The organism is Dyadobacter sp. HNCC25DJ185, from assembly GCF_056895195.1.
In genome coordinates, this window is record NZ_JBXHAR010000001.1 from 1,013,464 (window position 1) to 1,029,401 (window position 15,938).

11 protein-coding genes are annotated in these 15,938 nt (G+C 47.5%); 7 read left to right on the forward strand and 4 right to left on the reverse strand.

Annotated elements, in window-relative coordinates; translation table 11 throughout:
• The first annotated feature begins 10 nt into the window (after window positions 1-10).
• From AC1XUF_RS04200 to AC1XUF_RS04210, 3 genes are read left to right on the forward strand one after another with little or no spacing between them, the layout of a single operon-like run.
• On the forward strand, window positions 11-3,718 hold the full coding sequence (locus AC1XUF_RS04200; RefSeq protein WP_483340406.1) for a sensor histidine kinase: 3,708 nt from the start codon (window positions 11-13) through the stop codon (window positions 3,716-3,718).
• Window positions 3,719-3,743: 25 nt separating this feature from the next.
• On the forward strand, window positions 3,744-4,586 hold the full coding sequence (locus AC1XUF_RS04205; RefSeq protein ID WP_483340407.1) for a sensor histidine kinase: 843 nt from the start codon (window positions 3,744-3,746) through the stop codon (window positions 4,584-4,586).
• A gap of 38 nt (window positions 4,587-4,624) precedes the next feature.
• Window positions 4,625-5,806: a PP2C family protein-serine/threonine phosphatase gene (locus AC1XUF_RS04210; protein ID WP_483340408.1), complete on the forward strand. Its 1,182-nt coding sequence runs from the start codon at window positions 4,625-4,627 to the stop codon at window positions 5,804-5,806.
• Between the two features lie 152 nt (window positions 5,807-5,958).
• Here AC1XUF_RS04210 and AC1XUF_RS04215 read toward each other — a convergent pair whose 3' ends face one another.
• Window positions 5,959-7,773, reverse strand: coding sequence for a glycosyltransferase (locus tag AC1XUF_RS04215; protein WP_483340409.1), 1,815 nt, complete (start codon window positions 7,771-7,773; stop codon window positions 5,959-5,961).
• A gap of 208 nt (window positions 7,774-7,981) precedes the next feature.
• Here AC1XUF_RS04215 and AC1XUF_RS04220 point away from each other — a divergent pair, with 208 nt between their 5' ends.
• The 3 genes from AC1XUF_RS04220 to pgi all read left to right on the forward strand — a co-directional run bounded on the left by AC1XUF_RS04220 (window position 7,982) and on the right by pgi (window position 11,819).
• Window positions 7,982-9,178: a DUF5009 domain-containing protein gene (locus AC1XUF_RS04220; protein ID WP_483340410.1), complete on the forward strand. Its 1,197-nt coding sequence runs from the start codon at window positions 7,982-7,984 to the stop codon at window positions 9,176-9,178.
• Window positions 9,179-9,247: 69 nt separating this feature from the next.
• The gene (locus tag AC1XUF_RS04225) at window positions 9,248-10,087 is read left to right on the forward strand and encodes a sugar phosphate isomerase/epimerase family protein (protein WP_483340411.1); all 840 of its coding nucleotides are present in this window, start codon (window positions 9,248-9,250) and stop codon (window positions 10,085-10,087) included.
• 82 nt (window positions 10,088-10,169) lie between these two features.
• Window positions 10,170-11,819: a glucose-6-phosphate isomerase gene (gene pgi, locus AC1XUF_RS04230; protein WP_483340412.1), complete on the forward strand. Its 1,650-nt coding sequence runs from the start codon at window positions 10,170-10,172 to the stop codon at window positions 11,817-11,819.
• On the opposite strand, the gene AC1XUF_RS04235 is transcribed toward pgi, so the two are convergent.
• On the reverse strand, window positions 11,798-12,172 hold the full coding sequence (locus tag AC1XUF_RS04235) for a VanZ family protein (RefSeq protein ID WP_483340413.1): 375 nt from the start codon (window positions 12,170-12,172) through the stop codon (window positions 11,798-11,800). The two genes, pgi and AC1XUF_RS04235, sit on opposite strands and share 22 nt — an antisense overlap.
• 143 nt (window positions 12,173-12,315) lie before the next feature.
• Between AC1XUF_RS04235 and AC1XUF_RS04240 the strand changes: the two genes are divergently transcribed.
• Window positions 12,316-14,772: a carboxylesterase family protein gene (locus AC1XUF_RS04240; RefSeq protein WP_483340414.1), complete on the forward strand. Its 2,457-nt coding sequence runs from the start codon at window positions 12,316-12,318 to the stop codon at window positions 14,770-14,772.
• A gap of 77 nt (window positions 14,773-14,849) precedes the next feature.
• Here AC1XUF_RS04240 and AC1XUF_RS04245 read toward each other — a convergent pair whose 3' ends face one another.
• Together AC1XUF_RS04245 and AC1XUF_RS04250 are read right to left on the reverse strand one after the other, a co-directional pair.
• Window positions 14,850-15,674 carry a glucose 1-dehydrogenase gene (locus AC1XUF_RS04245; RefSeq protein WP_483340415.1) on the reverse strand — a complete coding sequence of 275 codons (825 nt, stop codon included), beginning with the start codon at window positions 15,672-15,674 and terminating at the stop codon, window positions 14,850-14,852.
• A complete protein-coding gene (locus AC1XUF_RS04250) occupies window positions 15,671-15,886 on the reverse strand; it encodes a hypothetical protein (protein ID WP_483340416.1) in 216 nt (71 codons plus the stop codon). The genes AC1XUF_RS04245 and AC1XUF_RS04250 overlap by 4 nt, the downstream gene beginning before the upstream one ends.
• Window positions 15,887-15,938 lie beyond the last annotated feature (52 nt).

Consider the following 15,938-nt stretch of genomic DNA (forward strand, 5'->3'; position numbering starts at 1 on the left):
TTTGCTTTTAATGGCAATGTTCGCTGTGCCGGTTTCTGTTTGTGCCCAGCGCGCAGAAGATCGCCATATAGCCGCCCGTTTCGAAAGAGTTGTTGCTGCGAAACCTGAAATGGGGCGGCCTTTTTTCAGCGTTTTTCAATCGTCGCAATACCATGCGCACGATCAGAATTTCGGGATTGCGCAGGACACCTCGGGGGTGATGTATTTTGCCAATTTCGCAGGGGTACTGGAATATGACGGTGTTTCCTGGCATACGATCCAGACCGAAAATGTGACCCGTATTTCAGCCCTGGCCACCGATGTGAAGGGACGGGTACTGGTGGGGGCGAATGGTGAATTCGGTTATCTCGACTATGATACCCTCGGTACGCACCGGTTTGTAAGCCTTTCTTCCAAAATAAAAGAGAAGATTCCGCCGGTCATCCAGATCATTCCAATGAGAGGCGGTTCGTGGTTTGTGACCGATCAGACCAACTTTTTTTGGAACGGCACCTCAGTCAAGGCTTTCCATCATAAGCTGTCTATCCAATCCGCATTTGCGCTCGGAAATAAGATGATTGTTTTTTCCAGGAACAGGGGTATGCTGTCTTTGAATGGTGAGGATGTTACTGAAATTGGGAAAGGCGAGCATGTGCCGGTATTGCTGGATCTGGTCGCAGTAGTCGATTTGGGCGATCAGACCGCACTGATCGTAACGACAAGTCAGGGTTTGTTCCGATTGCAAAACAACCGGATCGAAGCAGTCGGTGGAAACGTGAATGCGATGCTTATCCGCGGAAAGGCAACCGCTGCTGCTCAGTTACAGGACAGGCATATTGCCGTGAGCATGGCCACGGGCGGAATGCTGATGATCAGCCCTGGGGGTGATCTGGAGTACCCGGTTCATCCGGATGGGAATATCGGAGATAGCCAGGTTTCGGCTATGTTCAAAGACCGTGACCAGAACCTTTGGCTGGCACTTAACGACGGTATTATACGGTTTGACCTGCCTTCGCCGATTTCGATTTTTGATGCGGCCGATGGCTTAAAAGGCGCTGTTACCGCCGTGGGACGTTTTCAGGGAAAGCTTGTGGTAGGCACATTGTACGGGCTTTATTATATCGAGAATAACAGGGTTGTGCGGGTTCACGGCTTCCCGGGAAGCTGCCTGGGTTTCGATCAGCACGGAGATAAGCTTTTTGTTGCATCCAACAAGGGTTTGTTCCAGTGGAATAAAGGCGGGAGCATTACCGCTATCAATGGGGATTTTACGCTGGCTGTTACCGTTTCGGAATCGGGCAGGGAACTATATGTCGGCCTTCAGGACGGGCTGAGGGTTTTGAGAGACCTGGGAAATGGCTGGAAGGCGGAGAAATTCACTGCCGTTGACGAGCAGATTGTAGGTATTACCGAGTATCCTTCAGGAATGTTCTGGCTCGAAACGTTGTCCAATGGGATCATGAAACTGGATCCTGCAAAGGGCACGGTGAAAAAATTTTCTGCAGCCCAGGGTGTTCAAAGCCCTTTGTATAATAAGCTGGCCGTTTACAATAACAAACTCATTGTATCCAATAAGGACGGGCTGTTCGAATACCTTCCTCAGTCTGACCGGTTTATAAGAGCGGACTGGCTCCATGGCGAAAAGGCCTGGTTCGACAGGGTGGAGGAGGATAGCAAGGGTAATGCCTGGACGACCCGGGGCGATAAAAGGTCCGCGGCGTTTTTCCGTAAAAAGGCAACTTCCGGGTTTGATCTCGTTGAAACACCATTGCTTCCCGTTGCCGGGATACCATTTGGTGTTATTTACGCCGACGAGAATGGTGATGCCTGGCTGGGAGGTGATCAGGGCCTTTATCGCGTCGATATGAGCGTGCCGAAGCAGTACGTTTATCAATATCCGGTATTGTTGCGGAACGTGGCGACGCAGCAGGGTGCAATCCCCTTTGATAAGGGCCGGTTACGGGATGTGACGCTCGGATACCGGCAAAATAATGTGATCGTGGAGTTCGCATTGCCGAGTTATCATAGCAACCAGGAAGTAAAGTACCAGTATGTGTTGGAAAACTATGATAAGGACTGGTCTGAATGGAGTACGTTAACCAGGAAAGAATACAACGGTCTCCCGCCAGGCACCTACGTTTTCAAGGTACGGGCGCGTGACATTTACAATAACGTGTCGGAAGCGGCGGTTTTTCCATTGACGATCCTGACACCCTGGTACCAGCAATGGTACATGATTGCCCTGTACGCGCTGGTTTTTGCGGTGCTGGTCTATTACGCGGTGCGGTGGCGGCTTCGGGCGGTGATCAGGGAAAAGCGGCAGTTGGAAAACATGATCCGGGAACGGACCGAAGAAGTAGTGAACCAGAAAGAAGAGCTGGAGCATCAGTCGGAAGAACTTGCTGCGACAAATGATCAGCTGGAACGCATTGACGAATTCGTGAAGTCGATCAACGGTGAAGTGAATACGAAGAAGCTGTTTCAACTGGTACTGGACAGATTGTGTGAATTCCAGAATGTAGATGGCGCCTCCGCATTGATTTATAACAAAACAACTGATCATTACCAGTTTATCGCATTGGCGGGTGCGGTTAAGAATGCCAGTGTGGAAGAAATCAGGCTCACGGCCAGACAGGCGCAGCAGCGATATGCGGACGGAGGCGAGGAAGTTTTTGAAGATATTTTCGTGAAAAACAATTTCCGGTCCCAAAATGCGGATGCGTCTATCGACGAAATGTTTACGCCGAGGTCGCTGATCACCATCCTGATCCGGGTAGAAGGGAATGTGAAAAGCTATATTACCCTGGAAAATATGGACCGGGACAATGCTTTCAGGGAGCGGGACTTTAATATGGTCAAAAACCTGAAAGAGCATTTGATCGGCGCTTACATCAAAACCAACATTCTCGAAGACCTGGAAAGTACGCTTTCCAATCTGAAATCGACACAGGAAGAACTGCTCCGGCAGGAAAGGCTGGCCTCCGTGGGCAGTCTTACCAAGGGGATTGTAGACAGGATCCTGAACCCGCTGAACTATATCAACAATTTCTCGCAATCGTCGGGAAAGCTTTTGAAGGAGATCACTGAAGTGACCGATAAGCATCAGGACGGACTGTCGGAAGATGAAAAGGACGATCTGGACAGCGGCTTCAGCATGCTGGAAAAGAACCTCGAGAAAATCTACGAACACGGTAACAGCACCACCCGGATTGTCAAGGACATGCAGAAATTGCTGAAAGGCAAGTCTACCGAGTTTTTCCTGATGGAACTGAACCCTTTCCTCGAATCAAAAGCAAGGGCTGCGATCCAGGAGATGCTGAATGAATATAAAGACGCGGCGTTCAAGATGAGCTTTGCGTTGGATAATAAACCGCTGAAAGTCAGTATTTTGCCTTTTGAGTTTGCAGAGGTGCTTAAAAATCTGATCAGCAATGCATGTTATGCGCTGATGGAAAAGGCAAAGACCGAAAAAGTCTTTGAGCCGGAAATTACCATCCGGACCAAGCCTGGCCCGGGCGGGGTGTCGATTTTTTTGAAAGATAACGGCAAGGGAATACCATTGAAAGAAACACAGCAGCTTTTCAACCCGTTTTTTACGACCAAGCCCACGTCGAAAGGGACCGGACTTGGATTGTATATGAGCAAGGATATCATTGAATACCACAAGGGACGCATATCGGTAAATTCGAAGGAAGGCGAGTTTACGGAGATTGAGATTTTTCTTCCGATCGCCAGATAAGTGTAAAACTCACCATACAATTTTAATGATCAGGAATATGGAGCCCGCGATTACCGACAAGGAAATTGAAAATTACCAGCAAAAAATCCTGGAACTGAACAAGCTGGCGGAAATCGGCCAGCTGAGCGCTGGTATTCTGCATGAAATTAAGAACCCGGTCAGTTTCGTCAATAATTTTTCCCGGCTGTCGCAGGGATTAGTGGACGAAATCAAGGAGATCGCGGCGAAGCAACTGGTGGACCTGAATGAGGACGATCTGTCGGATGAAAAAGACCTTCTCGATACTTTGTCCCAAAACCTCTTGAAAATCAATGAGAATGGATTGCGCATTGAAAGGATCATCCAGGGAATGCTGGCACAGGCCCGGTCTGACAGCGCCGTATTGGAACCAACCGATCTCAATCAACTTTTGGAAGAATACAGCAAGCTGGCCTATCAGAGTGTAAGAGGCGATGATAAGGAATTTAATGTGACACTCCGATACGACTTTGACCCGTCTGTCGGAAACGTGCCTGTTGCGCGGGGTGAGTTTGGCAGGGTCATCGTGAACCTGGTCAACAATGCCTGCTATGCCGTGAATGAGAAGAGGAAGCAAGGTACTGAGAACTATGATCCGGTGATCGGGATCAGCACATTGCGGGCCAGCGACGAAATAGATATCCGGGTTTGGGATAACGGCATCGGCATTCCTGAAGAGGTCGTTTCCAAGTTGTTCGTGCCTTTTTTTACTACAAAACCAATTGGCAAGGGGACTGGCCTGGGGCTTTCGCTGACCTATGCGAGCATTGTGGATACGCATCATGGAAAAATCAGCGTGACATCCGCCCAAGGCGAAAAAACAGAATTCAGGATACAGATCCCTGCGTAACGACATTAAAACATCAAATCAATTAAAATATTAAGATAATGGCTATCAGGATATTAAGTGTCGACGACGAGCAGGATATGGAGATGCTTATTCTTCAATTGTTCAGGAAACAGATCCGGGATAAGAAGTACGAGTTTGTATTTGCAAACAATGGCGTAGAAGCATTGCAAAAGCTGGAAGAAACGGAAGATATCACCCTGATTCTTTCGGACATCAACATGCCAGGTATGGACGGTCTAACCTTTCTCTCCAAGATCAACGAAAGGCAAAATCCTCTTTTAAAGGCAATTATGGTCTCGGCGTATGGGGATATGGACAATATTCGGACCGCGATGAACCGCGGGGCTTTTGATTTTGTGACAAAGCCCGTGAATTTCGACGATCTCGAAATCACCATCGCGAAGACAGTGGAGCATATTGAAATGTTGTCGAATCTGGAACGGGGAAGAGAGCAATTGATTGCGATACAAAATGACCTGAGTGTGGCGAAGGAAATACAAAGTTCCATGCTACCCAAAACGGTACCTGCCAATATTGGAAAAGCCGGTGTGGACTTACATGCGTTCATCCACCCAGCCAAAGTGGTTGGCGGGGATTTGTATGATTATTTCATGATGGATCCCGGGCATTTGTTTTTCATGATTGGGGATGTTTCCGATAAAGGTATACCTGCTGCCCTTTTTATGGCCATTGGCAAGGCGATTTTTAAAAGCCAGTTTTCCAATCGGAACGGGGACAGTATTTGCGAAAAGGTGAAGATTGTCAATGAATTCCTGAGTGAGGATAATTCGTCTTTTATGTTTATTACCGCGTTTGTATGCATTTTAGACGTGAAGACAGGAGTGGTGGAATACGTTGACGCCGGCCACGAGCCTCCGATGATCATCCGGGCGGACGGAAAGACAGAATTGGTCAAAAAGCAGGGGGGCATGGCACTTTGTTTTGACAGTACCTTTGAGTACGAGTCGCATCAGATTGTATTGAACCCCGGAGACAAATTTGTACTATATACAGATGGCGTTACGGACGCCAATAACCTTTCGGGAGCTCGTTATGGTCTTCACTATTTGCAGGATTTCTTTACCACCGGCGAGGGATCGACGAAGGAAACGGCCAGGGAAATGAACGAGGCCACATTGGAAAGCCTGATCGATTTCATCGGGCCAGCCAATCAATTTGACGATATTACGATGCTGTCGCTGAGGTATTTGGGGAGTTGAATCGGGAATATTGACTAAACTGTCGGAATGAAGCTTTTTTCCCAAAAAACAAAAGAGTTCGGTAGCGAACTGCTAAACTCTTTTGCCCCCATTGTGCTTTCGGTACAATGGGCTGCATAGTTTTGAATGTAAACCCCTAATTTCAGGGGATATCAATACAAATTAGCCACCGGTTGATATCGCACCAGTGCAAGCCGGTAAACCTCTTCATAGTTCCGTTGTAACTCAGTCCAGCATAATGAGTCCATCATGTATTTGGGGAGGCTGGATCTTGGGATATATTGCTGGCTGTCAAATTTTTCGACAAAGCTGATCAGAATTTCTGTCAGTCGCTGGGTTGCCTCTTCATCGGATTGATAACGTCTGTGAAGGATTTTGACTTCGTCGCTGTCTTCGGGGGCAACCGTACTTCGGATGTATTGGCCAAAGCCGGATAAGTCGCTGGTGACGACTGGTGTTCCGTGCATGATGGTTTCCATGGGTGCGTAACCCCAGGGTTCGTACAGCGACGGGAAAATGCCCAAATGGCACCCGCGTACGAATTCGAGGTAATCCATTGAAAACAGGGAGGTTGCGCGGTCAATAAAATCGGGGTGGTAGATTACTTTGACAGGGTTTTGTTCGTGGTTATTTAACCCCGCGTGCTGTAAGAAATCTGATATCTCATCGGGGTTGGCGAGCTGGTGGGTGGTTACCGGCGGAAGCCCGTTCCGCCTGAACAGCGACAACGCTTGCCGCCAGGTGAGCTGTAATTCATCATCCACCAACTCGTTCAGATCGGACAGGCGATAACCTCTTTCTCCGGTAACATGGGAGTATATACGCGGACCGAGTTTTGAACTGATCCGTTTGCAGATCTTTTGAAGATCCTGATAGCGCTGCTTTGCCTCCAGCACGTCGGGACGGATGCTGGTAAAAGGTTGTTTTGAAATGATGAAAAGAACAATGGTTATATCAGAATGCGATTGCTTCAAAACATAGTTAAGTCTGGCGATCGCCTCCAAAGTAATATCGAATCCCTTGTTACGATATTCATAACGCCCCGAAGTAAAAAAATATAATGTTTTGTCCGTTTTGGAGTGATAACTGGGTGAGATCAGGGCTTTTACAAAGGCATCTATCCTGGACCTGTTTTCGAGGTGTTTTTCAAAAACCTCATGGCCTGCGCCGGGTTTTTTATGCATTCCGCTTCGGATCACGCTGTCCGGGGACCTGCCAAGAAATACCTCACATTCTGTCGAAATCAGCTTGCTGCTGCAAACCAGCGCGTGCGCGCTTTGTGCGGCGGCCCTTTCCAGGCTTACCCTGGCCTCAATCCCGTATGTCCTGGCTTTTTCGGCCCAGTTGTAATCAGGCAGATTAAGGTAATAGTGCGGCTCATTTGGGGCGAGATACCTGCCGAGTAAGGTACCGTGAACCGTAAAAACAGTCGCAACCCGGATTTTTTCACGCACCAGTTCGATCATACTTGTCGCCGACATCCATTCGTGGTAATGAGCAACGACATCCTGCTTGACGGTAATGCGGGCTATAAATGCTGTGAAGAAAATGCGGGTAATTTCTCCAAAGGCGAGCACCTGGTCAGTTAACGCATCCGGTTGGATTGTTGAGATCTGGTGTTGCTGCCAGAACCTTGCTTTTACTTCATTCAGCTGTCCAACAGGCAATTGCGGGGTGATCAGCAGAACTTTGGGGCGGGCATCTTCGAGCAGCCAATAACCATAATGTACTTCGTGCCCCAAGGCCCTTATCGATTGGATAGTTTCCGAAAGCGGTGTGTTTTCTGGTTCGCAGAGCGCCCTGAAATCCAGTTTAGCCTTTTCCGGAAAATAGGGGCCGATCAGCATATAGTCATCTCCGTACGTATCCTGCAAGGTAGGGACTCTGGATTTGATGTACGTGAAAATCCCGCCGATCTGGTTGCAGACTTCCCATGCGATCTCAAAAAGAAGGGTATCTGGTTTCAAAATGTCTAAAGGGTAAGTGAGGTAACGTCAAGCGGTATATTTCAACTAAAAATAAGTCTCAGGTCAAAAACAACGGCCCATATATGGTGCTAAACAGAAAAATTGGGACGTAAGACAGACAAAACGGATACTGAGATGTTGGAACGGCCCGATTGTAATCTTATGGACAAAAGGCTATATTGGGATCTGTAAATTATTTTCTAAAAAAATGGATAAAACGACACCCGGGCTTCGTCTGGATTCGATCGATATTTTCAGGGCGCTTACCATGTTCCTGATGATTTTTGTGAATGATCTCTGGACGCTGGAAGGTGTTCCATGGTGGCTGGAGCATAGCAAAGCCCAGGACGACGCGATGGGTGTTTCCGATGTGGTGTTCCCAGGTTTTCTTTTTATAGTCGGCCTTTCGGTCCCTTTTGCGATTTCTAACCGCCGCGCCAAGGGCGATACCCCGTTTATTATCGTGTTCCATATCCTGGAACGCACTTTCGCTTTGCTTTTAATGGGGATTTTTACGGTCAACCTGGAAAGCGCCTTGCCGCATGGGATGATCATCAACAAGCAGGTATGGTCGCTCGGCATGGTATTCGCTTTTTTCCTCATCTGGAATCTGTATCCAAAAAGCAGGGAGCTAAAATATTCGAGTTTCAAAATGGTGGGCTACATTATTCTTGCAGGACTGGCGGTGATCTACAAAGGCGGCGATCCTGCACATCCGCAGGGAATGGGCACGCATTGGTACGGTATCCTCGGGCTGATCGGCTGGTCTTATCTGATCTGCGCACTGATCTATTTTTTTGTGAAAGACAGTTTGCCAGGCATTGTGGTCGGTTGGCTGTTCCTTTTGGTTTTTAACCTGGCCGAGTTTGCAGGCTTACTTCATTTTTTGGACCCTATACGGAAATACATCTGGATCGTTGGCAGTGGCTCCATGCCAGCTTTTGTGATGGCAGGTGTTACCGCGTCGGTTATTTACCGCAAATATGTCGACCAGAATAGCAATGGCTTTGTTTACATGCTGATTTTGGCAACCCTGGGTATCGCTTGCTTCCTATATGGTTTCGGAACACGTCCGTATTGGGGCATTTCCAAAATACGCGCAACACCGGCGTGGGTTGGGATATGCAGCGGCATCAGTTTTTTTGCATTTGCATTTCTTTTCTGGCTGGTGGATTTGAGAAAAATAAAGGGCTGGGCATACGTTTTCAGGCCTGCGGGCACCGCAACCCTAACCTGTTACCTTGTTCCGTACGTTTGGTACGCGGTCATCACTTTATTGGGGATCAGTCTGCCTATGTATTTGCGGACCGGCGTTGTCGGGTTGGTGAAATCGATGTGCTTTGCCCTTCTTGTTATCGCTGCGACAGGCCTGATCAACCGGCTGGGTATTAAGCTGAAGATTTAGCGCATTGGGTGGTAAATTAGTGGCTCTTCGTCTTTATAAGGTAGCGTTTAATTTTTAACACCTGTCTCAATGAATTCAAGAAGAGCTTTTGTGAAAAAAGGAGTTGCTGGTATCATGGCCGGCAGCATTTTATCATTTCCGGAATACGGGCATGCCGCTATGGCTCCTGCCAAAAAAGAAGATACTTTTAAATTGGGGATCGCTGGTTTTAGTTTCGTCAATTTTAAGCTGGACGAATCCCTTGACATGATGAAAAAAACAGATGTGCACTATTTGTGTATCAAGGATTTTCATCTTCCATTCAACAGCACTGCCGAACAGATCTCTGCCTTTCATGCGAAATTGAAAGATGCGGGCGTAACCGGATATGCCGTAGGGCCTATTTACACCAAAGACCATACGCAAATCGACGGGGCATTTGAGTATGCGAAAAAAGTGGGTGTGAACCTGATTGTCGGTATCCCCAATCACGAAGACCTCAAATATGTGGAGCAAAAAGTGAAAGAGTACGACATCCGCTATGCCATACACAACCACGGGCCGGAAGATAAACTTTATCCCAATGCGACTTCAGTTCACAATCTGATCAAAGACCTGGACCCCAGAGTCGGGCTATGCTTCGATATTGGCCACAACCGCCGGGACAACCAGGATTCGGTAGCCGATATGGGAAAATATGCCAAGCGCGTTTTTGACATTCACCTTAAAAATGTAACGGAAGCGACAAAAGATGGAAAAGCGGCTGAGCTGGGAAGGGGAATAATAGACATTCCTCCATTTGTCAAAATGCTCAGAAAAGTGAAGTACCCTGGTGTTTGCAGTCTTGAATATGAGAAAGATATGAAAGATCCGCTGGCGGGCATTGCCGAATCGGTGGGCTACTTCAAAGGGGTATGTGATGCAGTATAATAGCTAAAAAGTCGGTTAAAGTGCCGTAAAGTCATATTTTTGCGAGTTCAAGGTTGATTTTTTTACTCTAACACAACTAGAAATGCTATCGAACGTGCCCTTTGACCAGTTACCTGCGTATAAAAAACTAAAATCGCATTTTAAGAATATTTCCCAAAAGCATTTGAAAACGCTTTTCGAGGAGGAGCCTGAGCGTCATAAAAAATTTTCCATCCGTTTTGGCGACATTTTGGTCGACTATTCCAAAAACCGGATCACTTCCCGTACACGCTCGTACCTGGTACAACTTGCCGAAGAAGCCGGCCTGGCAGATGCGATTGAACAGATGTTCACCGGTGCGAAGATCAATGTAACCGAAGGGCGGGCCGTGTTGCATACCGCCCTGCGTAACCGTTCCAACGAGCCGGTCCTTGTGGACGGCAAGGATGTGATGCCCGATGTAAACGAAGTACTGTCCAAGATGAAGGAATTCTCCGGAAAAGTGCGGTCGGGTTCATGGAAGGGTTATTCGGGAAAAGAAATTACCGACATCGTGAATATCGGTATTGGTGGCAGCGATCTGGGTCCGGTGATGGTAACCGAGGCGCTAAAAGCTTACGGTAAGGATGGACTGAATGTGCATTTCGTGTCCAATGTGGACGGTACGCATATTGCTGAAACTGTCAAGCCGCTGAATCCGGAGACGACATTGTTCATGATCGCTTCCAAAACATTCACCACGCAGGAAACCATGGCGAATGCCCATAGTGCCAGAAGCTGGTTTCTTGAAAAGGCGGTAAAAGAAGAGTTTGTCAAAAAGCACTTTGTTGCGATCTCGACCAATCAGCCGGAAGTTGAAAAATTTGGTATCGATCCCGAAAATATGTTTGGCTTCTGGGATTGGGTAGGAGGCAGGTACTCACTATGGTCCGCCATTGGATTGTCTATCGCCTGCTTTATCGGCTTTCAAAATTTTGAGCAGTTGCTTTCGGGTGCCCACGAAATGGACAAACATTTCAGGACCACCAAGCTGGAAAGAAACATTCCGGTGATCCTTGGCTTGCTGGGCGTCTGGTATAACGATTTCTTCGATGCCCAAACTCAGGCAATACTCCCATACGATCAGTATATGCACCGGTTCGCTGCCTATTTCCAGCAGGGAGATATGGAAAGTAATGGGAAGAGTACCGGCAGGAACGGCAAACCGGTTACTTATCAAACTGGTCCTGTTATCTGGGGTGAGCCAGGCACAAACGGACAACATGCGTTTTACCAGCTGATCCACCAGGGTACGAAGCTGATCCCTTGTGACTTCATTGCACCAGCCGTGAGCCACAACCCGCTTGGCGAGCATCACCTTATGCTTTTGTCTAACTTTTTCGCACAGACCGAAGCTTTAATGAATGGTAAAACCGACGAGGTGGTAAGAGAGGAGTTGAAGTCCTCTGGAAAAAGCCAGGAGGAAATAGATTTAATCGCCCCTTTCAAAGTATTTTCCGGAAACCGGCCTACCAATTCAATCCTGGTAAAAAAAATAACCCCGAAAGTATTGGGTAGCCTGATCGCGATGTACGAGCACAAGATTTTCGTGCAGGGTGTAATCTGGAACATTTACAGTTTCGACCAATGGGGTGTTGAACTGGGCAAGCAGCTTGCCAACAAAATCTACCCCGAACTTCAGAACGACTGGCCGGTGAGCAATCACGATAGTTCCACAAACGGGCTGATCAATCAATACAAGCGTTGGCGGTAACGGTTTAGGACGAAAGTCGTGAACAAGAAGCCAATCATCACACCAGCAGCGTCTGCTACTGCGTCCCACCAATCAAACGTGCGGTCGAAAGGCAGAAGCTGCTGGTAAAATTCCAGCGCCAGGCCGTAAGCGATTCCCAGGACGATCAGCAGATTGGATTTTCGGGGATATGCCAATAGCCAAAGGGTGATCCATCCGATAAAGAGTCCTATGTGAACGACTTTGTCAAAACCGACTACCGGCGCGGCAGGAAGGTCTTTTCCCGGCCAGGTACAGGCAACTAAAATGAGCAGGGTCCAAAAAATGCCAAACCAGGGGCCTTTGGAGAGAAATTGGATGAATGATCGGAACAAGGCGGCGTTGAGTTAGTTCATCACAAATTTAAATGCATTTTGCCGGAAGTAGAATGGGCAATTGATAATCTGATAAAGGGAGCAATTTTTAAATTTTTTTATTAAGTTTAGAAACTGAACTCAATCCACTCTTATTTGCTCAAATGAAGAAGTTTTTTTTCTGTTTTGTTTTTACGCTTCGGTTATTACAATCTCAATCCCAAACCATTTTTCATTTTGAAGAGGGCCTAGCTGTCGGCCCTTGTAACCAGTATGGGAGGGAGGCTCTCTATACGGACCAACTGGCGTACCAGCTTTATAATGGAACTTTGGAAAAGCCCTCGGAGGGAAAGTTGCTGTTTACCAACACAAAGAATGAAAAGATTAGCTGGAAGAAAGTTACAGCTGACTCCACGCATCGTTTCAGGGGAGAGGCCTTTTCCAATGGCTACATCTACCTCACCTATGATTCCAAAAAGGAACAAACCGCGATCCTGACGCTTACCGGCCACGACATGGTTTTTGTAAATGGCGTACCGAGGGGCGGGGATATGTATCGTTATGGCTGGATGCATTTGCCGGTTTTGCTCAAAAAAGGCAAAAATGAATTTTATGCACGCGTTGCCCGATTTGGACGGTTTGGCGGGATAACTGGCAATATCAGCTTTCCCGGACAGCCAGTTTCACTGCTGACCGGAGATTTAACCCTTCCGGATATTGTACAGGGCCTAAAAAATGATTCGCTCTGGACAGGTATCACTGTTCAGAATACAAGCGGAGGCTCATTAAAAGGACTCAAAGTGCAGAGTATTTTGGCCGGCAAAAAAATCGTCACGGCTTTACCGGATGTGCCGGGTATGACCCTGAGAAAAATAGGTATTTTGATCGACGGATCTAACGTGGGCGCTCCCGGAAAAAATGACGTGGCCATTACCCTGCTTCAGAACGGTAAGGTGATTCACGAGGCGACGGTTGCCGTCCAATCGGTTGAAGAGGGTAGGCAATATAGCAGGACTTTTGTGAGCAAGCTGGATGGAAGCGTCCAATACTATGCGGTATCTCCACAGATCAGGTCGCAGGATGCAAAGAAGCCGGCATTGTTTTTCTCCGTACATGGTGCCGAAGTTCAGGCAATTAGTCAAGCAAGAGCGTATAAGCCAAAGGATTGGGGCGTTTTGGTAGCCCCCACCAACCGCCGACCGCGCGGATTCAACTGGGAAGACTGGGGACGCCTGGACGCTTTGGAAGTTTTGGAAATCGGAAAAAAGCAATATGATCCGGATCTAAGCCGTATATACCTCACCGGTCATTCGATGGGCGGCCACGGCACCTGGTTTTTGGGTGCGACATATCCCGAAAAATGGGCAGCTATTGCACCCTCAGCCGGTTACCCGAACCTATCTTCTTATGGGTCTCACGACGGGGTTATACCAGATAGTGCCGGTTCGCCTATGGAAGCTATTTTGCTGAGATCCAGCAATGCCAGCAATGTTTTGAAATTGATCTCTAATTACAGAAATCTTGGTGTGTACGTCGCGCACGGAGATGCAGACAAGACGGTCTCTGTGGAGTATGCGCGGCAAATGCGGGATAGTCTCGGTAAATTTCACCGCGATTTTAGCTATTACGAACACATCGGCGGAGCACATTGGTATGGCGACATCAGCGTAGACTGGCCACCGATTTTCAATTTTTTCAGCTGGCATACCATTCCAAAAGATACCGCGGTCAGTTCGATAGACTTTATGACTGCGAATCCAGGAATTTCTTCTAAAATGCACTGGGCAGGTGTGATTCAGCAGGCTAAACCGCTTGAATATAGCAGGATCCAACTCAGCCTCGACAAAAAGGCTAAGAAGATCATAGGAAAAACCACCAACGTCGAGCTGCTATCGTTGGATCTGGGGTCGTTTTCAACCGGGTCGGAAATTAGTGTTATCTTGGACGGGCTGGCACCGGTCAACCATCAGGTGGTTGCGCCTGATGAAGTGATTTATTTGAGAAAGTCGGATAATTGGGCGGTTACCTCCCGGCCGGACCGGAAGCATAAAAACGAACAGAGAAACGGTACCCTCAAAGACGCATTCCAAAACCGCATGGTGTTTGTGTATGCTACGGGAGGATCAAAAGAAGAAAGAAATTGGGCATCCGAAAAAGCCCGTTACGATGCAGAAAGCTGGTATTACCGCGGAAATGGATCTGTAGATATCATTGCTGATAAAGATTTTGATCCTCAGGATTTTAAAGATAGGGGGGTGATCCTCTACGGAAACCGCACAACTAACCTGGCTTGGGATAAGCTGCTGGCAAATTGCCCGGTCAATGTTGCAGACGGAAAAATAGAAGTAGGGGCGAAGCAATTCTCGGGAAAGGACCTTTCGATTTATTTTGTGTGGCCGCGAGCGGATAGCGACGTGGCGTCCGTCGGCGTAATCGGCGGGACTGGCCTTAAAGGTTTTCAGGCTGCCAATGCGAATCAGTATTTCAGTGGTGGAAGCGGTTTTCCTGACATCATGATTTTCTCATTGTCTATGCTGAATGAGGGTATCAGCGGAGTAAAAATGTCCGGATTTTTTGGTAACGATTGGTCCGCGGAAAAAGGAGAGTTCGTTAGCCAATAATGTTCAACAGGGATATAAAGCAAAACGTCAGGACCCAAGTTCTGACGTTTTTTTATTGATGAAGTATATATTTTAAATTAACCGTTATCCGCAAATTCTGGATAAAGTGTCATGCCACCGTCAATGTACAAAGTTTCACCATTCACATAGTCTGAATCATCTGAGGCAAGCCATGCGACAGCCTTTGCAACATCCTGAGGAGTTCCTATCCTTTTGTACGGTATCAGGTCGAGCAGACCCTTGTATTTGTCCGGATCAGACCACACCTCTTTGTTAATCGGCGTTTTGATCGCACCGGGGCTTACTGAATTTACCCGGATTTTATGTGGGGCCAATTCTTGCGATATGGATTTCATGAACATCATGATACCCCCTTTGGAAGCAGCATAATTGACGTGCCCGGCCCAGGGTATCACGTCATGCACGGAGCTCATCAGCACTATTTTGCCTATAGACAACTCGCTATGAGAAGGTTCTGCGGCATTCTTTTCCTGTGCGATGAATTGCCTGGCAGCCGCCCGGCATGCCAGAAACTGGCCTGTGAGGTTTACGTCAATGACTTTTTGCCATTGCTGCAGAGTCATTTCCAAAAATGGGGAATCCTTTTGCAAGCCGGCATTACTTACAAGCACATCAAGTCTGCCAAACTTATTAATGGTTTCCCTGAACAGGGCAAGCACTTCGTCTTCACGACTTACATCTGCTTTGATCAAAATGGCACTGCCGCCGTTTGAAACAATCTCGTCCAGCGTATTTTGACCCTCTTCGGCATTAGCACTGTAATTGACTACGACGTGTGCGCCCTGGTTCGCGAAATGAATGGCGCAGGCCTTTCCGATTCCGGAGCTTGATCCAGTCACGATTACAACCTGATCCTTGAACTTCAATTCGGGACCTATCATATCATCTCTTTTTCAAAGGATTTTAATTTTTTCCAAACCCGTCTGTTGACATTTTTAACAGCCCAGTTCTTTGCAATCAGGATTGCTTTAGATACAGCCTCACGAGGAGAAACGTTATTGGATCTGATAAGCTCCTGTGCAATCATCACCGCTTTTTCACGGGTGGTAGGAGATAAATACATTAATTCAGGTAATGCAATCCTTGCGTCCATATTGGTGATTAGATTTTTAGTAACAGGTTTTAGAATGTTGATTTGTATAAAA